We start from the raw sequence: 21,682 nt of genomic DNA on the forward strand, positions 1-21,682 counted from the left end.
GCGCTCGGATCGGCTGCTTCAAATTGCCGGCGGAGACAGGCCGCATCTGTCCTAGGTAACGACCTGCTCGATCCGCCACTGCGGGTCTTTGTGCAGGTAGCGGAACGGCGTGCCGTGGCTGTTCTTGAAATAGCTGCCACATAGTGCGTTTGCCATGGCTTGCATCACGGCGTCGTGGCAGACGAACAGGAGATTATCGTCGGGATGGCGCGCGAGCCACTCCGAGACGCAGGTCAGCGACCGTCCGACCATGGCGTCCCAGCTTTCGCCGTCGGCCGGCAGGATCGACACGAGACCCGTCGCGGATTTGACGCCGTGCTTGATCATAAGGTCGCGGACGGGGAGGCCTTCAAAGCTGCCGAAATCGAACTCGATGATGCCGTCGTCGATCGCGAGCGGCACCGCGATCACGTCCGCGATGATCTCGGCCGTCCGCGCCGCGCGTACCAGGGGGCTTGCGACGATGCGGCTGATGCCGACGCCGCGCAGCAGGTGCGCGGCCTCGCGCGCTTGTCGCAGGCCATCGTCGTTCAGCGGATTGTCGGTGCGGCCCTGGAATCGCCCCTCGCGATTCCAGTCGGTCGCACCGTGACGGAGGCCGTAGAACGTGCGCGCGGGCCTCGTCACTTCGACTTGCTCGTGAACTTCTTCACGGCGGTGCGGAACGCCTCCGTGTTCATCGCCATGATGATCTTGTGCTCCTCGGCATCCAGCTGCTGCTTCACCGGCGTGGTCGCGGCCTGGTAGACCAGCTGCTTGGTGCCGGCGACCGCGGCCGGCGGATTCTGTGCCAGCCGTTCGGCAAGCTGCCGCGTCGCGGCCTTCAGCTCGGTTGCGGGAACGGTCTTGGCGACCAGGCCCCATTCAGAGGCCTGCTGAGCGGTAAAATTGTCCTCGGCGAGAAAAATCTGCAGCGCGCGGCGCGAGCCCACCGTGCCGACGATGCCGACCGTCGAGCCGCCGTCCGGCGACACCGCGATCTTGGCATAGGCCGGCGTGAACTTGGCGTCGTCGGCGGCGATGCAGAGATCGGTGACGAAGGCGAGGCCCATGCCGGCGCCGGCGGCCGAGCCTTGCACGCTGGACAGCGAGATCTTCGGCATGCGCCTGATGATCTCGATGAAGGCATGATAGTGCTTGAGCAGCTCGCCGACGACGGGTGTCACCGTGCCGGCTTCGGCGGCGGCCCCGATCGTCTGCAGATCGCCGCCGGCGCAGAACGCGCGTCCCTCGCCTTCGAGAACGACGACGCGGATCTCGTCCGCGCCTTCGATATAGGCTGCGAGCTGTTCGAGCTTCTGCGCAATCGCAAGGTTGATCGCGTTGAACGCGGCAGGGCGGTTCAACGTGATGGTCGCGATTGGGCCGTCGATCCGCAGCAGGGCGGGATCACCGGGCGTTGAGACGGGAGCGGTCATTTGAAGAATCTCCGGCAGGAGGTCGATACTCGAACTAAATCGCAGAAGGGCAGGGGTGACAATCCCCGGCCGCCGCTCTTGCGCCGGACGGAACGATCGGCTCAAATGGGGCTGCCTTCGTCAAGGGACGGACACGAGCGCCGGCTCCTCCTAAGGCCAGCAACCAGAATTAGCGAGAGAGGAGACGGCATGGGTTACGCTCGTGTCTTCCGGAAATGGGCTGTCCAATGACGGGCGGTCCGGTGATCATCGTTGGCGCCGGCCATGGCGGCTATCAGGCCGCGGCATCGCTGCGCCAGGCCGGCTTTTCGGAGCGCATCTGCCTGATCAACGACGAGGCGCATCTGCCCTATCAGCGCCCGCCGCTGTCGAAAGCCTACATCAAGGGCTCCGCGGGGCCGGAGAGCCTGATGTTCCGGCCAGAGAAATTCTATCAGGACCAGAAGATCGAGCTCATCGCCGGCCGCGCCGCCTCGATCGACCGCGCGGGGCGCAAGGTGCATCTCGCATCCGGCGAGACGCTGGATTACTGGCACCTCGTATTGGCGACCGGCGCGCGCAATCGCCTGCTCGACCTGCCCAACGCCAATCTGCCCGACGTGAAATATCTGCGCATCCTCGACGACAGCGAGGCGCTGCGCAGGATCATGCCGTCGAAGAAACGCGCGGTGATCATCGGCGCCGGATTCATCGGCCTCGAGTTCGCCTCCACGGCCCGGATCAAGGACCTCGAGGTCGACGTGCTCGAGCTCGCCCCGCGCGTGATGGCGCGGGCGGTGACATCAGAGGTCTCGGAGTATTTCCAGGACCGCCACCGCGAGGCCGGCATCCGCATTCACCTCGGCGTGCAGGCCACCTCGATCGAGGCGGAGGGCGGTCAGGTCACTGGCGTTTCTTTAAGCGACGGCCAGCATCTGCCGGCCGACCTCGTCGTGGTCGGCGTCGGCGTGCTGCCGAATATCGAGCTTGCGGCGGAGGCGGGGCTCCCGGTGGCGGCCGGCATCATCGTCGACGAATATCTTGCGACGGCCGATCCAGACATTTCCGCGATCGGCGATTGCGCGCTGTTCGCGAGCCCGCGCTTCGGTGGATCGCTGCGGCTGGAATCGGTGCAGAACGCCACCGATCACGCCCGCTGCCTCGCGGCGCGGCTGACGGGCGACAAGAAGCCCTACGACAGTCATCCCTGGTTCTGGAGCGACCAGGGCGACGACAAGCTCCAGATCGCAGGCCTCACCACCGGCTACGACCGCGTCGTGCTGCGCGGAGATCCCGCGAAGAAGGCGTTCTCGGCGTTCTGCTACAAGGGCGACAAGCTGCTCGGCATCGAATCGATCAACCGCGCCGGCGATCACATGTTCGGCCGCCGCCTGCAGGCCATGGATCGTTCGATCACGCCGGAGCAGGCCGCGGACGAGAGCTTCGACCTGAAGAGCGCGCTGGCGTGAGCGCTTAGCGCTCCAAAACCGCCGCCACCTCCGCCGCCGTCGGCATCGACGGCCCGGCGCCCATGCGCTGCACGCTGATCGAGGCGGCGGCATTGGCGAAGGTGAGGGCGGTGCGCAAGGGCACATCGTCGGCCAGTTGCGCGGCCAGCGCGCCGACAAAGCAATCGCCGGCGCCTGTGGTGTCGAGCGCCTTCACCGGGCGGCCGGGCACGGCAATCTCCTCGCGCCCCGCGAGCGCGAGCACGCCGCGCTTGCCGAGCGTGACGCAGATGGTCTGGTCCTCGCGCGCCTGAAGTTTTCGCGCGACGTCGATGAGCTTTGCGGCCTCATCGTCGTCCGACAGCTCCGCGCCTGCGAGGACGCCGAGCTCGGTCTCGTTCAGCACGAGGATGTCGACCCGCGCGAGCAACTCGCTCGGCATCTTCTGCGCCGGCGCCGGGTTGAGCAGCGTCGTCGCGCCGGCCGCACGCGCGCGCCCGAAGAACGCGGCGATGGCCGGCAGCGGAATCTCGAACTGGCTGACGGCGACGTCGCCGGCGAGCAGTGGCACGACGTCGACATCGTCAGCGCCGACCAGCCCATTCGCTCCGGGAATGACGACGATGGTGTTGTCGGCCTCCGCCACCGTGATGATCGCCGTGCCGGTGTGGGCCTCCGCCGTCTCCACGGCATAGCCGAGATCGATGCCCTGTTCGCCGAGAAAGGTCTTCAGCTCGGCCCCGAATGAATCCTTCCCCAGCCGTCCGACCAGCGTGGTCCGCGCGCCAAGCCGCGATGCCGCGACCGCCTGGTTCGCGCCCTTGCCGCCCGGAAAATACAGCACCTGGCGGCCGGCGACGGTCTCGCCGACCCTGGGATGGCGATCGGCGGTCGCCACCACATCCATGTTGATGCTGCCGGCGACGAAGACGCGTCCCATCTGACCCTAGACCCTGACTTCGAACTCGTGGCGAACCTTCGCGATGTCGACCAGCGTCGGCAAGCCGGCCTCGTTGCCGAGGCGCTGGATCTTGAAGGTGGAGGCGGCGCGCGCGAAGTCGAAATGCTCGCGCCAGCTTTTTCCGGGATGGGCGAGATAGGAATAGACATAAGCGCCATGGAAGACGTCGCCGGCGCCGTTGGTGTCGATGACGCGCTCGCGCGGGATCGGCATCGCCGGCATCACCTGCACCGTTCCTGTTTCGTCGTACCAGAAGAGGCCTTTCTCGCCCATGGTGACGCCGCCGATCTTGCAGCCGCGGCCCTTGAGGTAGTCCAGCATCTTCTCCGGCGTCAGGTCCATCTGCTCGCACAGCCGCTCGGCGACAATGGCGACGTCGATATATTCGAGCAGCTCATGCGTGTTGGTGCGCAGGCCGCCGCCGTCGAGGGAGGTCAGGATGCCCGCCTCGCGGCACACCTTGGCGTAGTGGATCGCGGCGTCCGGCTGGTGGCCATCGACATGCAGGGCGCGGCAGCCGCCGAGATTGAGCATCGGGAACGGGTGGATGTGCTCGTCGTCGCGGCAACGGACGATGGCGCGCTTGCCGTCCTTGGGCATGATGAAGGAGAGCGAGGACTGATTGACCTTGCGCCCGTGCAGCGAGATGCCGTACTTGGCGCACATGTCCTGGAACATGCGCCCCAGCCAGTCATTGGCCGCGGTGGCGATGAGATCCGGCACGATGCCGAGCTTGGCGCAGCAGAAGGCCGCCGTCACCGCATTGCCGCCGAAGGAGACCGCGTAGTCCGAGGCCACGTGCTTCTCGTCGCCGGTCGGCATGTGGTCGGTGATGAAGACGACGTCGATATAGGTCTGTCCGATGAAGAGAGCCTGCATTGCTTGTCCGTGATGCGCTTGTGGTGCCGGCCGGCGGGATTACTCTAGCACCGGTTCCGCTCCGGAGGGACGCTGAAATTATTCGCAAAACTGCCGCCCGAAGCGCTTGAGGTCAGCATGGTGGGGGAATACGACCATGTCGGGCCAATGCCAAGCCCGGACAAACGCCGTCTGTCGGTCCATGGGTTCCAAGTCGATCAAAAGGGTGCAGGATGATCACCGGCCTCGATCACATCGTCGCTCTGGTGAGCGATATCGGTGCGGCCAAGGCGGCCTATCAGACGTTGCTCGCCCGCGCGCCGGCCTGGCAGAACTCCGGCGAGGGCGCCGACCGGGTGCTGTTCACCCTCGACAACATGACCATCGAGCTGATGGCCCCTCATGGCTTCAGCGTCACCGCCGACCGCATGCGCGCACTGCTCGGGGACCGGGAGGGCGTGCTCGCCAGCCTGTGCTTTCGGGTCGCGGATGTCGGCAAGATGCACCGGCGGCTGGAGCGGGTGGCCCTAAGGCCGGACCCCGTTGCGGAGGTCGAAAGCAGCGACGCCGTCAGCAATGCCGTGCTGCACTGGAAGCGCACGCGTGCCGCCACGGAGCTCACGCGCGGCGTGCGCATGTTCTTCCTCGAACTGGCCGATGAGCGCCCCAAATCGGTCGCGACCGATATCGCGCCGATCGACGCGCTCGACCACGTCGTCATCACCACCGAGGATTCCGAGCGCGCCGCCGCGCTCTACGGGGCGCGGCTCGGGCTTGATCTCGCGCTCGACCGCTCGCACCAGGACTGGGGCCAGCTGATGTTCTTCCGCTGCGGCGACCTCATCGTCGAGGTGGTGCGCCGCCCGGTCGCCGGCGGCGATGCCGCGCATGACCGCCTCTGGGGCCTGAGCTGGCGGGTCGCCGACATCGAGGCCACCCGCGCCCGCCTGATCGCTGCCGGCCTCGACGTCAGCGAAGTCCGCAACGGCCGCAAGCCGGGGACGCGGATCATGACGGTGCGGAATGGGACCTGCGGGATTCAGACGGTGCTGTTGGAGCGCTCGCCGAAACCGGAGTAGGGCGGTCTCTCCTCCGTCATTGCGAGCGCAGCGAAGCAATCCAGAATCCCTCCGCGGTCTCAGTCTGGATTGCTTCGTCGCAAGGGCTCCTCGCAATGACGGCTTCCTCGTGTTACACGCTGACCCGAGAACCTCCAGCGAGCATCCGGTTTGGCAAAGGCGAAGGCAAAGCGAACTCTGAAATGGCAGCGTGACCCCGAGGGGATGCGGCTGCGCATTCTCGAAGCCGCCAAGCAGGAGTTTTCCGCCCATGGGCTCGCCGGCGCGCGCGTCGACCGCATCGCGGCCAAGGCCGGCGCGAACAAGCGCATGCTCTACTACCACGTCGGCAACAAGGACGAGCTCTATCTCGCGGTGCTCGAAGGCGCCTATGACAAGATCCGCAGCGAGGAGCGCGGGCTCGATCTCGAGCATCTCGATCCGCCCGAGGCGATCAGGCGCCTGATCGAATTCACCTGGAATTACTTCCTGCGCAATCCCGAGTTCCTGTCTTTGCTCCAGACTGAGAACCTCGCGCGCGCCAAGCACCTGAAGCGCTCGACCAAGGTCAAGTCGATGCACTCGCCCTTCGTCGAGATGATCCGCACCGTGGTGCGGCGCGGCGCCGAGTCTGGCGATTTCCAGGTCGCCGTCGATCCGGTGCAGCTCTACATTTCGATCGCGGCGCTCAGCTTCTTCTATCTTTCCAATTCGGCGACGCTGAGCGTGATCTTCGGCCGCGATCTCCTGGACAAGAAGGCCAAGGACGAGCGCCTCGCCCACATGGTTGGCCTCGTGCTGGCCGCGCTGACCGGGCAGTCCGCGGCGCTGTTCGATATCGCGAAGGCCCCGAAGTCGCGCGCCGTGGTGGCGCAGACGGTGTAGTCCGTAGCCATGATGGGCGACTTGCTCCGCAATGACGACGTGGAGGCGGGCGTGCACCTCACTCCGCTCTCGTGCCCCGGACGCAGCGCACGCCCCTTTTGGCGTGCGCTGCAGAGCCGGGGCCCATCTCACCGCCGAGCACATCGCCGCTGGGTCCCGGCCCAGCGCAGCAACGCTTCGCGCTGCAGCGCGTCCGCGCCCACAGTTCCGGAACCCCGCCGCAAAACGCCACAGGGAAAGCTCTGGACAGTATTTATCCAACGGGTTAATTTCTCGCCACAACGAAGAAGACTGCCGGGAGTGAAAATTGGCCGAGCCGAAGCCGCAAAACGCCGTTTCCAAGCTGCTGAATGCGGCCTGGGTTCGGCCGTTCTTGTTCCTCGTCTTCATCGTCGTCGCCTGGGACCTGGCGATCCGCCTGTTCAAGATTCCCGCCTACCAGATCCCGTCGCCACTCGATGTCGTCGCCGTGCTCCGCACCGAATGGCCGGAGCTGTTGCGCCAGTCCTGGCCGACCACCTATGCGACCGTCTGCGGCTTCCTGCTGTCGGCGCTGTTCGGCATTCCCGTCGCGATGCTGATCGCGGGCTCGAAGACGGTGGAGAGCTACGTCTATCCGCTGCTGGTGTTCTCGCAATCCGTGCCCAAGATCGCGATCGCGCCGCTGTTCGTGGTCTGGTTCGGCTTCGGCATCATTCCAAAGGTCATTTCGGCGTTCCTGCTCGGCTTCTTCCCCGTGGTGGTCTCGGCCGTGCAGGGCTTCAAGTCGGTCGACCCTGATATGGTCGATCTCGCCCGCGCCATGCAGGGCAGCCGCCTGCAGGTGTTTCGCGCTGTGAACCTGCCGCACGCACTGCCGGCGATCTTCTCCGGCCTCAAGGTCTCGGTGACGCTTGCCGTGGTCGGGGCCGTCGTCGGCGAGTTCGTCGGCTCCAATTCCGGCATCGGCTACGTCATGCAGCGCTCGATCGGCACCTTCGACCTGCCGACGATGTTCGCGGCACTCGTGATCCTGGCACTGCTCGGCGTGATCCTGTTCTGGATCGTGGACCGGATCGAGAAGCTGGTCATTCCCTGGCATGTCAGCCAGCGCGAGGACGTGATCTTTGCGTCCTAGATAGCAACGAACGGCCACCAACGGCCGACGCAACAAACGGCAAGGGAGAGTGACGATGAAACGGTGGATTGGCGCTGCATCAGTGGCACTGATGGTGTTCGCAGCGATGCGGGCGCAGGCGGCCGACAAGGTCGTGCTGATGCTGAACTGGTACGTCTATGGCGAGCACGCGCCATTCTACTACGGCAAGGCCAAGGGCATTTATGCCGCTGAAGGTATCGACCTCGAGATTCAGGAAGGCCGCGGCTCGGCTGCGACCACGCAGGCCGTTGCCGCCAAGACCGCGGACTTCGGCTATGTCGACGTCCCCACCATGATGCGCGCCGCGATCAAGGGCGCGCCCGTGGTGGCGACCGGCGTGCTGCTGCAGACCTCACCGATGTCCGCCATGGGCTTTGCCGAGAAGAACATCAGGAAGCCCGAGGACATCAAGGGCAAGACGGTGGCGATCACGCCGGCCGACTCGATGACGCAGATCTGGCCGCTATTCCTGAAGAAGACGGGCCTGAAGGAAAGCGACTTCAAGACCGTCGCCGGCGACGGCCAGACCAAGCTCAATGCCGTGATCAACGGCCAGGCCGATCTCCTGCTCGGCTACGTCATGGATCAGTCGATGAAGATAAAGGACGCCACCGGCAAGGACGTCTTCCCGATCAAGTTCGCGGACTACGGCATCAACATGGTCTCGTCCGGCATCATCGCCAACTCCGACTATGTGAAGGCCAACGCCGATCTCGTCCGCCGCTTCATGTCGGCGACGACCAAGGCGGTCGAAGCCGCCGAGAAGGAGCCGAAGACCGCGGCGCAGGCGATCCTCGATGCCAACCCCAAGGGCGGCAAGATCGACACGCTGACGCAGGGCTTTGAGCTGACGATCCCGCTCTACCGGACCGCGGAGACCAAGAGCAAGCGGCCGTTCCAGGTCACCGACCAGAACATGACTGATACGGTCAATCTGATGGTCGAATATGGCGGCCTCGATGCCAAGGCCAAGGAGAACCCGAAGGCCTTCTACACCAACGACTACCTGCCGAAGAGCGGCTCGTGAGCGACAAACCTCCGCTGTCGTCCCTGCGAACGCAGGGACCCATAACCACCGGCCTTGATGGTTACGGAAGGTCCCAACCCGCGTGCCCGAACGCTCCGGCACGGCGTATGGGTCCCTGCGTTCGCAGGGACGACGCGTGGAGAGGGCTGTGACGAACCCTGCGACCAAGCCAGTCGATATCAACCAGCCGGCCGCGCATCTGAGACTGGTGAGCGACCGCGCCGGCGATGCATCGGGCATCAAGCTGTCGGGCGTATCCAAGACCTATCGGACACGCGACGGCGACGTGCCGTCGCTGCGGCCGCTCGACTTCCACATCAACGACGGCGAGTTCTTCGTCGTGGTCGGCCCTTCCGGCTGCGGCAAGTCCACGCTGCTCAAGCTGATCTCGGGCCTGCTGCCGCCGACCACGGGCGAGATCCTGGTCGAGGGCGAGAAGGTGACGGCGCCGCACGGCAATGTCGGCATCGTCTTCCAGAACGCGCTGCTGCTGCCATGGCGCAACATCCTGTCCAACGTGATGCTGCCGATCGACATGAAGCGGCTGCCGCGGGACAAGTATCTTCCCCGTGCCAAGGAACTGTTGAAGCTGGTCGGCCTCGAAGGCTTCGAGAAGAAGCTGCCGTGGCAGCTCTCCGGCGGTATGCAGCAGCGCGCCTCGATCTGCCGAGCGCTGGTGCACGATCCCAGGATCATGCTGATGGATGAGCCGTTCGGCGCCCTCGATGCGTTGACGCGTGAGCGCATGAATGTCGAATTGATGCGGATCCAGCGCGAGACCAGGAAGATGGTGCTGCTGATCACGCATTCGATCCCCGAGGCCGTGTTCCTCGCCGACCGCGTGCTTGTGATGACCGAGCGCCCCGGCGCGATCGCCGCAATCCACGACGTGCCGCTGCCGCGCCCGCGCTCGCTCGACGTGATGGCCGATCCTGCTTTCACCGAGCTCGTGCAACGCATCCGCAAGCATTTCTTCTCGCAAGGTGCGTTGGATTAGGGCGATGGGAATCCCGGTGACAGCTGCACGATCGGTGCGCTCCCTCCCCCGCCTGCGGGGGAGGGTTGGGGAGAGGGGTGTCTCCGCTCGCGAGAACCCCCCAGAGGAGAAAACCCTCACCCGGCGCTGTGCGCCGACCTCTCCCGCAGGCGGGAGAGGTGCACCGCCGCCTGCGCGACATCTCGGAAGCCAGTTAACACCATGCCCCTCCGCCTGAAGCTGCGAGACATAGCCTTTTTCGAACGTCCCGTGCAGTTCGCGCGGCCGTTCCGCTTCGGCGCGATCACGATCAACGCGACGCCGCAGCTGTTCGTGCGGGCCGAGATCGAGGTCGAGGGCAGGGGAAGCGCGGTCGGCGCCAGCGCCGAGCTGTTGGTGCCAAAGTGGTTCGACAAGCGGCCGGAGCTGTCGCCGGCGCAGACGGTCGACGGTCTGCGACGCTCGCTTCAGATCGCACGCGGGTTCTATCTGGCACGGACCGGCTTCCAGACGGCGTTCGATCTGCATGCATCTTGCATTGGCGACCAAGTCGCTGCTTGTGCACAAGAGAACATTCCGGCGCTTGCCGCTGCTTATGGTCCCGCTGAAATCGACAAAGCCATCCTCGATGCGCTGCTGCGCGGCGTGGAGATCAACTTCTTCGACGGAATGGCCGGCAACATCGCCGGCATCGATGCGCGACTGTCGCCTGACTTGAATGACGGCGATATCCCGCGATTCCTCACGCTCGCCAATCAGTGTCGATCGGAACGGGTTGCGATCCGCCACACTGTCGGCCTCGACGACAGGGTCGAGGGAGATGGCGGCGTGGCTGATCCGAGGGAGAACGCCGGCGCACGCTATTTCAAACTGAAGCTTGGCGGCGATCCCGAGGCGGATGCTGCCCGGCTGATCCGTATCGGCCGCGAACTGGCGGCGCTGCCCTTCGATTATAAGGTGACGCTCGACGGCAATGAGCAGTATGCGGACCTGACGGCGCTTGCGTCGCTGGTCCATCAGCTGGAGCACGATAGCGCTCTACAGCCGATCTTTCTCAAGCTGCTCTATATCGAGCAGCCGATGCCGCGCGACGTCACGCGTCAATCGCCGCTCAGTGAAGCCTTGCGTTGGCGCGACTTCATCATCGACGAAGCGGACGACTCCTATGATGCCTGGCCGATCGCGCGCAAGCTCGGTTACAGCGGCATCTCGTCGAAATCCTGCAAAGGCATCTACAAGTCGATCGTGAACTTCACCCGAATCGCCAAGCTGGACGATGAGGGAGCGGAGTGTTTCGTCACGGGCGAAGACTTGACCTGCCAGCCTGGTCTCGCTCTGCAACAAGATCTGGCACTCGGCGCGCTCCTTTGCCTCGAACACGCCGAGCGCAACGGCCATCACTATGTCGACGGTTTTGGCGACACGCCTGCCGCGGAAGCACAGGCCTTCGCGGCCGCGCATCCCGATCTCTACGCCGATGCCGGGCGCGGCATCCGGCTTTCCATTCACGACGGCGATCTCCTGACGGGATCGCTCAACACAACGGGCTTTGCGACTTCGGTCCATCCGGACTGGTCGGCGCTGCGCCCGCTCGAACAGCCAAAATCACTCTTGGAGCAATCGGCATGACCACCCAACGCCTCGGCCTCATCATGAACGGCGTCACCGGCCGCATGGGGCTCAACCAGCATCTGATCCGCTCGATCGTCGCGATCCGCGACCAGGGCGGTGTCCGCTTGAAGAACGGCGACCGTGTCATGCCCGACCCGATCCTGGTCGGCCGCAGCGCCGAGAAGGTCGAGGCGCTTGCCAAGCGCTATAACATCACGCGCTGGACCACCGATCTCGATGCCGCGCTCGCCAACGAGAACGATACCATGTTCTTCGACGCCGCGACCACGCAGGCGCGCCCCGGCCTGCTGACCCAGGCGATCAACGCCGGCAAGCACGTCTATTGCGAGAAGCCGATCGCCACGAATTTCGAAGAGGCGCTCGAAGTGGTCAAGCTCGCCAATTCCAAGGGCGTCAAGCACGGCACGGTGCAGGACAAGCTGTTCCTGCCGGGCTTGAAGAAGATCGCCTTCCTGCGCGACTCCGGCTTCTTCGGCCGCATCCTCTCGGTGCGCGGCGAGTTCGGCTATTGGGTGTTCGAAGGCGGCTGGCAGGAGGCGCAGCGGCCGTCCTGGAATTACCGCAGCGAGGACGGGGGCGGTATCATTCTGGACATGGTCTGCCACTGGCGTTACGTGCTCGACAACCTCTTCGGCAATGTCCAGAGCGTGGTCTGCATCGGCAACACCGACATTCCAGAGCGTTTCGACGAACAGGACCAGAAGTACAAGGCGACCGCGGATGATTCCGCCTATGCGACCTTCCAGCTGGAGGGCGGCATCATCGCCCACATCAACATGTCCTGGGTGACGCGCGTCTATCGCGACGACCTCGTCACCTTCCAGGTCGACGGCACGCACGGCTCGGCGGTCGCGGGGCTCACCGACTGCATGATCCAGGCCCGGCAGGCGACCCCGAGGCCGGTGTGGAATCCCGACGAGAAGCGGCTGCACGATTTCTACGGTGACTGGCAGAAGCTGCCCGACAACGTCACCTACGACAACGGCTTCAGGGAGCAGTGGGAGATGTTCATCCGTCACGTCTACGAGGATGCGCCCTACAAGTTCACCCTGCTCGAAGGCGCCAAGGGCGTGCAGCTCGCCGAATGCGCGCTGAAGAGCTGGAAGGAGCGGCGCTGGATCGACGTCGCCCCGATCAAGGTCTGAGGAGGGACGCATGAATAAGTCCGTCCAACCGATGTCATCCCTATCGTTGAAGCTGCCGAAGGCCGATCGCTCGATCGAGACCTATCGGTTAGCTGCCTCGCGCACGTTTCCCGCAAAGCTCGAGGGACCGCTGAACCGCATCGCCTTCTCGGCCGTGCACACCGTCGCCGATCCTTTTGCCGACAACGATCCCTGGCTGTCGGCCGCCGTCGACTGGGACAGGACCATCGCTTTCCGCGAGCACGTCTGGGACCTCGGCCTCGGCGTGGCCGAAGCCATGGATACCGCGCAGCGCGGCATGGGGCTGGACTGGCCGACGTCGCTGGAGCTGATAACGCGCTCGGTTGCCGCCGCCAAGCGCCGCAACGCGCTGGTGTTCTCCGGCGCCGGCACCGACCATCTCGCGGTAGAGGATGCGAAAAGCCTCGACGACGTGATCCGTGCGTACGAAGAGCAGATCTCGGCAGTCGAGAAGGTCGGCGGTCGCATCATCCTGATGGCGTCGCGCGCGCTCGCCAAGCTTGGCCGCAATGCGGACGATTACGCAAAGGTCTATGACCGCGTGCTGTCGCAGGTTCGCGAGCCCGTGATCATCCACTGGCTCGGCGACATGTTCGATCCGGCCCTGACGGGATACTGGGGCACCAGGGATCTCGACGAGGCGATGGATACGGCGGTCGCAATCATCAACGCCAACGCCGCCAAGGTGGACGGCGTCAAGGTCTCGCTGCTCGACAAGCAGCGCGAGATCGACATGCGTCGCCGGCTCGACAAGCGCATCAAGATGTATACCGGCGACGACTTCAACTATGCCGAGCTGATCGCCGGCGACAGCCAAGACTTTTCGCATGCGCTGCTCGGTATCTTCGATGCGATCGCGCCGGCGGCGTCCTATGCGCTGTCGCGGCTGGCGGCCGACGACGAAGCCGGCTTCCACGACGTGCTCGGCCCGACGGTGCCGCTGTCGCGCCACATCTTCAAGGCGCCGACGCGCTTCTACAAGACCGGCGTGGTGTTCATGGCCTATCTCAACGGCCATCAGGATCATTTCACCATGGTCGGCGGGCAGGAGAGCACGCGCTCCACGCTGCACCTCGCCGAGCTGTTCCGTCTGGCCGACAAGGCCGGCCTGCTCGCCAACCCTGAACTCGCGACGCAGCGGATGAAAACCGTGCTCGCCACTCACGGTGTCGAATCCTGATGCGCGATTTTTCGTCCGATCATCGCTGGCTGTCGCTGAACACGGCGACCGTCCGCAGGCAGGGCGACCTCGTCGCGATCATCGAGGCCTGTGCCAAGCACGGCATTCGCGCAATCGATCCCTGGCGCGACCAGGTCGCATCTGTCGGTCTCGAGCGCGCCGCTCGCGCGGTGCGCGAGGCCGGCCTCGATCTCTCAGGCTATTGCCGCGGCGGCATGTTCACCTCGGATGCCTCGCGCCGTACCGAAGTGCGCGACGACAACCGGCGCTGCGTCGACGAAGCCAGGGCGCTGGGCGCGCCCTGCATCGTCCTCGTCGTCGGCGGCCTGCCGCAATATTCGCGGCCGGGCAGCGAGGCCTCGAAGGACATCGCGGCGGCGCGGGGGCAGGTCGAGGAAGCGCTTGCCGAGATGCTCGACTACGCCAGGCAGGCGAACCTGCCGCTCGCCATCGAGCCGCTGCATCCGGCCTATGCAGCCGACCGCGCCTGCGTGAACACGACCAAGCAGGCGCTCGATATCTGCGACCGGCTCGACCCCGGCCGCAGCGGCATGCTCGGCGTCGCGCTCGACGTCTATCACATCTGGTGGGACCCGGAGCTGATGGGCCAGATCGCGCGCGCCGGCAAGGATCGCCTGCTCGCGTTCCACGTCTGCGACTGGCTGGTACCGACCAGGGACATCCTCAACGACCGCGGCATGATGGGCGACGGGGTCATCGACATCAAATCGGTGCGCAAAGCGGTCGAAGCGCAGGGCTTTGCCGGCTATTCCGAGATCGAGATCTTCTCCAACAACTGGTGGGGCAAGCCGATGGACGAGGTGCTTCGCACCTGCATCACGCGGCATAGGACGGTGGTGTAGTTGCCTCGAGCGTCTCGGTGAAAAAGTCAGACCATTGCGCTGTCATCGATTCACCGTCAAACACCGCCGAGAAGAAGTAGGACGTCATCATGTCGTGAGTCACCACGCGCCCATCCTCTTTGAGGGTGGGCGTTTGATCTTGCTGCACGTCGGTCCGAAAGCGAAATACGGATGCCTAACGCAGACCGCTCGCGCGATGTCTGCAAGTGACCCGATGGCGAAGCTCGGTTTGGCTCAGATATAGTCTGCTGATCAGGGCACACCGGAAGTGACACGGCGCCGCTCAAACCGGCGCTTTTGACGCAAAGCGGACCTTGAGCGCCACGACCACCTAGAGTTCGAGCAAATCCCGTCCAGCTATAATTTCGCCGGAGAACGCTTTGCGAGCTTCATCCACGAACACCTGATCGGGCACGGCACCATTCCCCGGTACAAAATGACTTAGCACCAGCTTTTTGACGCCAGCGGCTTGAGCGACTTCGCCCGCCTGCTCGACGGTGAGAGCGTTTCCTGAAATGCTCTTGAAAAGATCAGCTGCAGTGTCCTTATCGAACCTGCCCGCCTGCACAGCTTGGTCGAGCGCACTGCGCACTCCCGGAAGATGCTGCGCCTCGCACACGAACACATCGGCACCCTTGGCAAGCTCTATCAGAGCGCCGGACTTTCGAGTATCTCCTGAAAAAACGACCGAACGATCATCCGTGTCAAAACGATAAGACAACGCCACCGGAAGCGGAGGATGGTCGGCCAATACGCATGTGACCTTTACATGGTCATCCTGCATCACAACTCCCGCGGACGTCATCTCATGCGGAACAAGCAGCTTCCTGGGATCGGGCTTCTTTTCATCGCGCATCCGGATATCGATATCGAAGGCATTCAGTTCGAAATATTTACTCGTCATCTCTGCTAGTGGGGGCGGTCCGTAGGAATTCACTTGATCTCGGAGGCTCGAGTACCACGCAAAATAGAACAAGTTCCCATAGTCCAGATTGTGATCCGAGTGGTGATGGGTAATGAAGATGCTCTTCAATGCATTAAGCCTCAAGCCGGCTTGCACTATTTGTCGGGCGACGCCATTACCACAGTCGACAACGTAAAGAGCTCCCCCCACTACGATGGCGTTTGACGGTGCAGCGCGCGCAACTTGCAGGGGGGGGCCTCCCGTTGTGCCCAACAACACGATTTTAGTATGTGACGATTGTGCTGCTACAGGGCTCCGCGCAAGTGCTGACGCTAAGATTACTCCTGCCGGAATCTTCAGTGTCTCTCGTCTGGATAAAGACATGGACGATCCCTCTCGCTATAAGGAGGTCTCGAGTGGCTCTCAACCTGGAGGCGATGGCATACAAGATATGTTTGGCCAGGTTCTGTGAGGTTCAACGTCCAGCAATTCGATATGACGAATAATTCCAATGCCTCGGACAGAACGCTTGTCCTAATTTCGTTCATAGCCTCGTAAAGCCTCGACGGAAGATGGGCTAAGGATTGTTGCGCGTACTGCGAATGAGTCAGAAGGCTTGACCAACCTAGGTCGTGCAGTTCTGCTAGAATGAGAAGCGTGGGCGTGTGACCCGTATAGGGAGCTACGGTGAAAAACTCGGAAGTCTCCAACGATCCACCTGGCAAACCGCCATCCGATATTGAGCAGCCGGACAAAGCCGCATCCGATGAGGAACGACCGGGGCAGCCGCCATCCGCTCGCAATTTGAAGAGTCGCTTGCGGGCACGATTGCAGTTGATCGGGGGCGCGCTCGCCTCGATCGCCGCCGTGGGTGCGATCGCGGGCGGACTCGTCGGGTATTGGACTGTTTGGAAGACGCTCCGCACAGACGTGTTTCCGGAAAGCCAAAAGACACAGAAGCAGGCTACGGCCCGGCCCGACATTGCTCCCCGTTTGTCCCTCGTTGTCCTGCCATTCGCAAACCTCAACAACGATGTTGAGCAGGACTATTTCGCCGACGGCATTACGACCGATCTGACGACAGACCTCGCGCAAATGCCCGACACATTCGTGATCGGGCGCGGGACGGCTTTCGCCTATAAGAATAAGCAAGTCGATCTCAAGACGCTCGGCAAGGACCTTGGTATCCGATGGGCGGTACAGGGCGCGGTGCAGCGGGCCGGAGATCGGGTCCGTATGAACGTATCACTTTCCGACCTGTCGACTGGTCGCGATGTCTGGTCGGACCGCTTTGACGGCGATCGGACTAATCTTGCGGCCTTGCAGGAACAGGTCACGGCTCGGCTCGCCCGCTCACTCAACGTCGAACTCATCCAGGCCGAAAGCCGACGCAGCCAAATGGACAGGCCAACCAATCCAGACGCTGTGGATTTCAGCATGCGCGGCTGGGCGAAGCGTTACGGTCCTCGGACCAAAGTAACGAATGCGGAGGCAAACGACTTGTTCGACAGCGCACTGCGCCTCGATCCGGGCAACATAGATGCAATGATTGGTAAGACGTTGTGCATAGCGGATGGCGTGATCTACGGCTGGTCGAAATCCGTGGTCGAAGACAAAAAGATGGCGATCAAGCTGATCGATCAAGTTCTTGCTAAACGCCCGGCGACCGCAAATGCGCACGTAGCCAAGGGAAACATTTTGAACTACGGAAATCCTGAGGAAGCCTTGCCTGAATACGACGCGGCTTTGGAAATCGATCCTAATTCGCCTGTCGCGTATGCATCCAAGGGGATCGTACTCATTACGGCGGGACGCGCGCGCGAAGCATTTACTCCGATTCAAATCGCTTTGCGCCTAAGCCCCAAAGATCCGGGCGCTGGCACTTGGCGTTTTTTCCTCTGTCATGCTCATGTCCATCTGCGCCAGTACAAGGAAGGTATTGAGGAATGTAGGCGCTCCATCAATTTGAATAAATGGGACTGGTTTCCGTATGTAGATCTGATTTCAGCTTACGGAGCCACTGACCAGTTGGAAATGGCCCAGCAAGTACTGGTCGAACTGAATGCAATCAGACCGGACTTCACGATCCAGTGGTTCCGGCAAATCGGCTACGCACGTTCGAGCAATCCGCAGTTTCGTCGTGAGTACGACGACATCATCGAAGGACTCAGAAAAGCTGGCGTTCGCGAGCAATGAGGCAGGAACCTTCGTGGTTTGGTTACGGCAGACAAGAGCAGTAATTGAGGTCTCCTTTTGGCCATCGCTGCCATTCCAATGCCCGGCTGGGATGTCCGTTATCGGTCGTAGACCGGACGTAGCTGGCTGACGGCCGAATCGTCGCGAATGACCCTGAGCGGTCATTATCGCCGCTTGACCCCTGGTCAGCGTCCCAGCCTGATCCACGATGTTATTCGCGGCCGCCGAACGCAGCCCCTGCATGGGCCAGGTAAACGCTGCTTAGGGCAAGTGAAGCTCTCGCGATTACCGCCCACAAGTCCGTAACAAAGTGCTAGGCTCATCCTTGCAGCGGCGTGGCTAGTCTGTCGTTCGGAGGAGCTGTGACCGAGCAGCGGGTTCAGAGGCGACTAGCGGCAATCTTGGCCGCCGACGTGGTCGGTTACTCCGCGTTGATGCAACGCGCTGAGGAAGCCACATACGCCGAGTTCGAGCGGCTCAAGCAAGAATTGATTGAACCCAGCCTTTACCGCAACGAAGGGCGACTTATCAAAACAACGGGTGATGGCGCGCTCGTCGAGTTCGCCAGTCCCTTGGCCGCCGTGAGATGCGCGGTTGAGATACAGGATTATCTCGCCTCGGGCACCAGTCCCTTCAGGCTACGCATCGGGCTCAACCTTGGTGACGTTATCGTAGGGCAGGACGGTGAACTCTACGGCGACGGGATCAACATTGCTGTGCGGCTGGAGGGGATTGCCGATCCGGGTGGCATACTGATTTCCGAGAAGGTGTACAGCGAAGTCGAAGGCAAGCTGGCGGTTAGCTTCGAGGATCGCGGCGAGCAGCAGCTCAAGAACATCTCCAGGCCAGTTCGCGCTTACGATGTCCGCGCTGGAGCGTCTAGCGCGCTGACCGAGAGACTAAATGCGGTCCCGCCGCTTCCAGACAAGCCGTCGATCGCCGTGCTTCCGTTCGAGAACATGAGCGGTGACCCCGAACAGGAATACTTCGCGGACGGGATGGTTGAGGAGATCACAACCGCGCTTTCGCGGTTCAAATCGTTGTTCGTGATCGCTCGCAATTCGAGCTTCACCTTCAAGGGCAAAGCCGTCGACATCAAGGAAGTCGGGCGCAGGCTTGGCGTGCGCTATGTCCTTCAGGGAGCGGTGCGCAAGGCGCCCGGGAAAGTTCGCGTCACGGCCCAGTTGATTGAAGTGGCTACGGGCGCACACATTTGGGCGGAAAAGTTCGAGCGTGACATGACGGACATTTTCGCGTTGCAGGACGACGTCGCGCTCGCCGTTGTCTCCGCTATTCAGCCCAGGTTGTTTCAAGCAGAAATTGCAATGGCGAAGCGGCGGCGACCGGAAGATCTCACCGCGTATGATCTTTATCTCCGGGCTATACAGCGGGCCTTCCGAACGACCCGCGAAGGGTTGGCCGAGGCGCTCCGACTGGTCCAGCGCGCCTTGGAGCTTGATCCTGAATTTGCTGCTGCCGCTGCTCTGGCAGGTGCTTGTCACGCGGAAAATGTGGTCAGGAACTATGCCGTCGATGCCCAATTCGAAAGCCGGGAAGCCGTTCGGCTTGTACGCATGGCATTGAAACTCGACCATGACGATCCAGATACGTTAGCAAATGCTGCATTGATCTCGGCACTTTTGGTCGGTGATTGGGAGACAGAGATCGAGATGTCCGACCGGGCGGTTACGCTCAACCCAAATTCATATCGTGCATGGAATTGCAGAGGTTGGGTCTACAAGGTTGCGGGTCAGCCGGAAGAAGCGATCCGGAGCTTTGAACGTGCCGTGCGAATGAGCCCCTTAGACCCGCAACAATACATAGTCCTAACCGGGATGGGATTTGCCCTTATTGAGCTTCGTCGCTTTGACGAGGCCATCAGTGCAGGGAAGAAAGCCCAGCGTCACAACCCCTCCTATCCAGGACCATACCGCTGCCTCGCATCCGCTCTCGCCCATCTTGGGCGCGACGCTGATGCCCGTGAGGCGGCGGCTCGTATGCTTGAGATCGACCCCGCTTTCACGATATCGGCCTGGATCGGTCGGAGCCGACTATCAATAAATGCGAAGCTGATGATCGAGGGTTTTCGGAAGGCGGGATTGCCCGAATGAGCCCGTGCGCGTCCTCGTCGACAGGCTGATCAAAATAGGATGAAATTTACCGCGGCGCATGAGTCCGTTGTTGGCCCACCTGCGACCTCGGAGAATGTCCGCGCTTGGTCCGCTGTTGGGGGTTAACCCGACACCAGTCGGCCAGCCGATCAATGAGTACATGCCCCAGTCACCCGGCGTCGTTCGACCGCTGCGCAAATTGCAGCGCGAGAACGCGATGCCATCCTCACGGGCTTGCGACCTGTTGCAGCGTGTTGAAGCGCGCCTTCTGCTCGCTGCTCAGTGTGGCATAGAACTCGTCCAGCGCAGGCTCGACCAGCTTGGCGGCGGTCAACATGGCCTCGAGCCGGTGCTGCATCGTCTCCAGCCGTCCGACCGGTGTCAGCGGCGCATCGTTCGGACAGGCCGCCTGCAGGCCCTCAACCCCCTTCGCCGTCGCTTCGCTCAGGCGATCGAGCGCCTCTTTCTGCTTACCTGCAGGGTGGAGCACAGCCTCGATCCTCTGGATCGGCAACTGCGTGAGCCCGGACTTCGGATCGGCGCAGCCTTCGCTACTCGCCTCCTGCTGCTGCGGCGATCGTTCGCCGACATTGGGGCCAAGCGCGTTGAAGCTGGCCTGCTGTTCGTCACTGAGCGAGTTGTAGAAATTCTCCAGTGCCGGACGAACGATCTTGACGGCTTCCAGCGTCGCGCCGATGCGGTTCATCATCGCCCGCAAGCGGCCAGGAGGGGTCAGCGCATAAGTCTCCGTGCAGGAGTCCTTGAACACACCGGCAGCGTTGGCCGCCGCCGTCTTCAACTCGTCCAACAATGCGCGTTGCTCCGGCGTCGGCCGCACCGCCCGTGCGATATCGGCAAGCGGCCAGGCGGTTACGCCCTTGTCCGGCGTGGCACACAACTGCTGAAGCGTCTGCGGGCTCACGCTGGCACGCTGGCGCGCGCGGTAGCCGCCGCCGGCTTGCGGATAGTCATACGGGTTGATGCTGGCGTAGGCGGAATAGGTGCCGTCACCACCCCAGAACACGGTGTCGACGAAGTCGTCATAGGCGTACGCCCAATATCCGGGCTCGTAGCCATAGGACCAGAACGTGTAGTTGAAGATGTCGGAATAGGCGTAAGGCCAGAAGACGGGCCCAAGCCACGCCACGAACACCGCGGGATGACGGTGACGCCAGGCCTGTCGGGGAGCCCAGCCGCTTTGGCGCGTGACGAGAGCCGCTTGGGTCTGCGAAGTGGACTGCTCGCGGAAGCGCGCCGCAAACCGTCCGCGCTCGGCGGCCTGCGCGGCGGCCGCAAGTGCCGGAGCGCGCTCCGCCGGAGCCTGCAATCCAAGCCGCTGCTGGCGCGCCAGATCAATTTGCTGCGCGCGCTGCTCACGGCCAAGCAAGCGGTTCTGCGCCTGGAGCAGTCGCTGCTGTGCGCGTTGCGCTTGCGCGCCTTCCGGCCTTTGCGACTGCAATTGCTGCACACGCTGCTGCAGGCGTTCGATGCGAGCCTGGCGCTCCGTCGTCTGGCGCGACAGCATCTCGCGCTGCCGTTGCTCGACCTGCTGCGAGCGCTGTTGGACACGCTGCTCACGCTCTAGAAGACGGCTCTGCGACTGCAGCAACCGCTGCTGCTGTTGCTGGGCCCTTGCGCCTTTCGGCTTCTGCGATTGCAGTTGCTGCACGCGCTGCTGCAAGCGGTCGATGCGGTCCTGGCGTTCGGCGGATTGGCGCGAAAGCATCTCACGCGGCGGTCCCGAACGCTCGCTCAGGGCCGGGGGTGCACTTGGGCGCGAAGGGGCGGCGATATGCGGCGTCGGCCGCGGCGCCATGGCCGGACGTTGCGGCGCTGCCGGCGGGCGATGGAATTCGCGCCGGGGCGCTGCCACCTGCGGGGC

General features: G+C 63.2%; 19 protein-coding genes. 13 read left to right on the top strand and 6 right to left on the bottom strand.

The window, feature by feature from the left end:
• Positions 1–51: 51 nt before the first annotated feature.
• Both ABIG06_RS23520 and ABIG06_RS23525 read right to left on the bottom strand, forming a co-directional pair.
• Positions 52–627, bottom strand: a complete 576-nt coding sequence (locus ABIG06_RS23520; RefSeq protein ID WP_124160613.1) for a histidine phosphatase family protein — start codon at positions 625–627, stop codon at positions 52–54.
• The gene (locus ABIG06_RS23525) at positions 624–1,418 is read right to left on the bottom strand and encodes an enoyl-CoA hydratase/isomerase family protein (protein WP_370138780.1); all 795 of its coding nucleotides are present in this window, start codon (positions 1,416–1,418) and stop codon (positions 624–626) included. Before ABIG06_RS23525 ends, ABIG06_RS23520 begins: the two co-directional genes overlap by 4 nt.
• 227 nt (positions 1,419–1,645) lie before the next feature.
• Here ABIG06_RS23525 and ABIG06_RS23530 point away from each other — a divergent pair, with 227 nt between their 5' ends.
• Positions 1,646–2,866 (top strand): NAD(P)/FAD-dependent oxidoreductase, encoded by a 1,221-nt coding sequence (locus tag ABIG06_RS23530; RefSeq protein ID WP_370138781.1) that lies wholly within the window; start codon positions 1,646–1,648, stop codon positions 2,864–2,866.
• A 4-nt stretch (positions 2,867–2,870) separates the two neighbouring features.
• Here ABIG06_RS23530 and ABIG06_RS23535 read toward each other — a convergent pair whose 3' ends face one another.
• Together ABIG06_RS23535 and ABIG06_RS23540 are read right to left on the bottom strand one after the other, a co-directional pair.
• The gene (locus tag ABIG06_RS23535) at positions 2,871–3,785 is read right to left on the bottom strand and encodes a ribokinase (protein ID WP_370138782.1); all 915 of its coding nucleotides are present in this window, start codon (positions 3,783–3,785) and stop codon (positions 2,871–2,873) included.
• 6 nt (positions 3,786–3,791) lie between these two features.
• Complete coding sequence (locus ABIG06_RS23540) at positions 3,792–4,685, bottom strand: sugar kinase (protein ID WP_061878211.1); 894 nt, start codon at positions 4,683–4,685, stop codon at positions 3,792–3,794.
• Positions 4,686–4,897: 212 nt separating this feature from the next.
• On the opposite strand from ABIG06_RS23540, the gene ABIG06_RS23545 reads away from it, so the two are divergent.
• The 9 genes from ABIG06_RS23545 (at position 4,898) to ABIG06_RS23585 (ending at position 14,589) form a co-directional block, all read left to right on the top strand.
• Complete coding sequence (locus tag ABIG06_RS23545; protein ID WP_370138783.1) at positions 4,898–5,743, top strand: VOC family protein; 846 nt, start codon at positions 4,898–4,900, stop codon at positions 5,741–5,743.
• Positions 5,744–5,947: 204 nt separating this feature from the next.
• Entirely contained in the window at positions 5,948–6,607 is a 660-nt protein-coding gene (locus ABIG06_RS23550) for a TetR family transcriptional regulator (RefSeq protein WP_370140895.1), read from the top strand.
• 307 nt (positions 6,608–6,914) lie between these two features.
• Positions 6,915–7,724 (top strand): ABC transporter permease, encoded by an 810-nt coding sequence (locus ABIG06_RS23555; RefSeq protein WP_370138784.1) that lies wholly within the window; start codon positions 6,915–6,917, stop codon positions 7,722–7,724.
• Between the two features lie 55 nt (positions 7,725–7,779).
• Positions 7,780–8,772 carry an ABC transporter substrate-binding protein gene (locus ABIG06_RS23560; RefSeq protein WP_370138785.1) on the top strand — a complete coding sequence of 331 codons (993 nt, stop codon included), beginning with the start codon at positions 7,780–7,782 and terminating at the stop codon, positions 8,770–8,772.
• A 148-nt stretch (positions 8,773–8,920) separates the two neighbouring features.
• Complete coding sequence (locus ABIG06_RS23565; protein WP_370138786.1) at positions 8,921–9,769, top strand: ABC transporter ATP-binding protein; 849 nt, start codon at positions 8,921–8,923, stop codon at positions 9,767–9,769.
• 201 nt (positions 9,770–9,970) lie between these two features.
• Positions 9,971–11,377, top strand: coding sequence for a hypothetical protein (locus ABIG06_RS23570; protein ID WP_370138787.1), 1,407 nt, complete (start codon positions 9,971–9,973; stop codon positions 11,375–11,377).
• Positions 11,374–12,525 carry a Gfo/Idh/MocA family protein gene (locus ABIG06_RS23575; protein WP_370138788.1) on the top strand — a complete coding sequence of 384 codons (1,152 nt, stop codon included), beginning with the start codon at positions 11,374–11,376 and terminating at the stop codon, positions 12,523–12,525. The genes ABIG06_RS23570 and ABIG06_RS23575 overlap by 4 nt, the downstream gene beginning before the upstream one ends.
• A 10-nt stretch (positions 12,526–12,535) precedes the next feature.
• On the top strand, positions 12,536–13,726 hold the full coding sequence (locus ABIG06_RS23580; protein WP_370138789.1) for a dihydrodipicolinate synthase family protein: 1,191 nt from the start codon (positions 12,536–12,538) through the stop codon (positions 13,724–13,726).
• On the top strand, positions 13,726–14,589 hold the full coding sequence (locus tag ABIG06_RS23585; protein ID WP_370138790.1) for a sugar phosphate isomerase/epimerase family protein: 864 nt from the start codon (positions 13,726–13,728) through the stop codon (positions 14,587–14,589). Before ABIG06_RS23580 ends, ABIG06_RS23585 begins: the two co-directional genes overlap by 1 nt.
• 331 nt (positions 14,590–14,920) lie before the next feature.
• On the opposite strand, the gene ABIG06_RS23590 is transcribed toward ABIG06_RS23585, so the two are convergent.
• The gene (locus ABIG06_RS23590) at positions 14,921–15,877 is read right to left on the bottom strand and encodes an MBL fold metallo-hydrolase (RefSeq protein WP_370138791.1); all 957 of its coding nucleotides are present in this window, start codon (positions 15,875–15,877) and stop codon (positions 14,921–14,923) included.
• Between the two features lie 303 nt (positions 15,878–16,180).
• Between ABIG06_RS23590 and ABIG06_RS23595 the strand changes: the two genes are divergently transcribed.
• A complete protein-coding gene (locus tag ABIG06_RS23595) occupies positions 16,181–17,689 on the top strand; it encodes a tetratricopeptide repeat protein (RefSeq protein ID WP_370138792.1) in 1,509 nt (502 codons plus the stop codon).
• Between the two features lie 401 nt (positions 17,690–18,090).
• Entirely contained in the window at positions 18,091–19,800 is a 1,710-nt protein-coding gene (locus ABIG06_RS23600; RefSeq protein WP_370138793.1) for an adenylate/guanylate cyclase domain-containing protein, read from the top strand.
• A 226-nt stretch (positions 19,801–20,026) separates the two neighbouring features.
• On the opposite strand, the gene ABIG06_RS23605 is transcribed toward ABIG06_RS23600, so the two are convergent.
• Positions 20,027–20,947 (bottom strand): Spy/CpxP family protein refolding chaperone, encoded by a 921-nt coding sequence (locus tag ABIG06_RS23605; RefSeq protein WP_370138794.1) that lies wholly within the window; start codon positions 20,945–20,947, stop codon positions 20,027–20,029.
• A gap of 51 nt (positions 20,948–20,998) precedes the next feature.
• Between ABIG06_RS23605 and ABIG06_RS23610 the strand changes: the two genes are divergently transcribed.
• Positions 20,999–21,385, top strand: a complete 387-nt coding sequence (locus ABIG06_RS23610) for a hypothetical protein (RefSeq protein WP_245454513.1) — start codon at positions 20,999–21,001, stop codon at positions 21,383–21,385.
• Positions 21,386–21,682: the final 297 nt, after the last annotated feature.

This window comes from Bradyrhizobium sp. USDA 326, assembly GCF_049739485.1.
Taxonomy (GTDB): Bacteria; Pseudomonadota; Alphaproteobacteria; order Rhizobiales; family Xanthobacteraceae; genus Bradyrhizobium.

What these genes read in the sequence shown, in the direction of transcription:
- ABIG06_RS23585 (WP_370138790.1), top strand. Translation starts at nt 13,726, where the DNA reads ATGCGCGATTTTTCGTCCGATCATCGCTGGCTGTCGCTGAACACGGCG.
- ABIG06_RS23530 (WP_370138781.1), top strand. Translation starts at nt 1,646, where the DNA reads ATGACGGGCGGTCCGGTGATCATCGTTGGCGCCGGCCATGGCGGCTAT.
- ABIG06_RS23545 (WP_370138783.1), top strand. Translation starts at nt 4,898, where the DNA reads ATGATCACCGGCCTCGATCACATCGTCGCTCTGGTGAGCGATATCGGT.
- ABIG06_RS23590 (WP_370138791.1), bottom strand. Translation starts at nt 15,877, where the DNA reads ATGTCTTTATCCAGACGAGAGACACTGAAGATTCCGGCAGGAGTAATC.
- ABIG06_RS23550 (WP_370140895.1), top strand. Translation starts at nt 5,948, where the DNA reads ATGCGGCTGCGCATTCTCGAAGCCGCCAAGCAGGAGTTTTCCGCCCAT.
- ABIG06_RS23535 (WP_370138782.1), bottom strand. Translation starts at nt 3,785, where the DNA reads ATGGGACGCGTCTTCGTCGCCGGCAGCATCAACATGGATGTGGTGGCG.
- ABIG06_RS23570 (WP_370138787.1), top strand. Translation starts at nt 9,971, where the DNA reads ATGCCCCTCCGCCTGAAGCTGCGAGACATAGCCTTTTTCGAACGTCCC.
- ABIG06_RS23540 (WP_061878211.1), bottom strand. Translation starts at nt 4,685, where the DNA reads ATGCAGGCTCTCTTCATCGGACAGACCTATATCGACGTCGTCTTCATC.
- ABIG06_RS23525 (WP_370138780.1), bottom strand. Translation starts at nt 1,418, where the DNA reads ATGACCGCTCCCGTCTCAACGCCCGGTGATCCCGCCCTGCTGCGGATC.
- ABIG06_RS23580 (WP_370138789.1), top strand. Translation starts at nt 12,536, where the DNA reads ATGAATAAGTCCGTCCAACCGATGTCATCCCTATCGTTGAAGCTGCCG.
- ABIG06_RS23575 (WP_370138788.1), top strand. Translation starts at nt 11,374, where the DNA reads ATGACCACCCAACGCCTCGGCCTCATCATGAACGGCGTCACCGGCCGC.
- ABIG06_RS23560 (WP_370138785.1), top strand. Translation starts at nt 7,780, where the DNA reads ATGAAACGGTGGATTGGCGCTGCATCAGTGGCACTGATGGTGTTCGCA.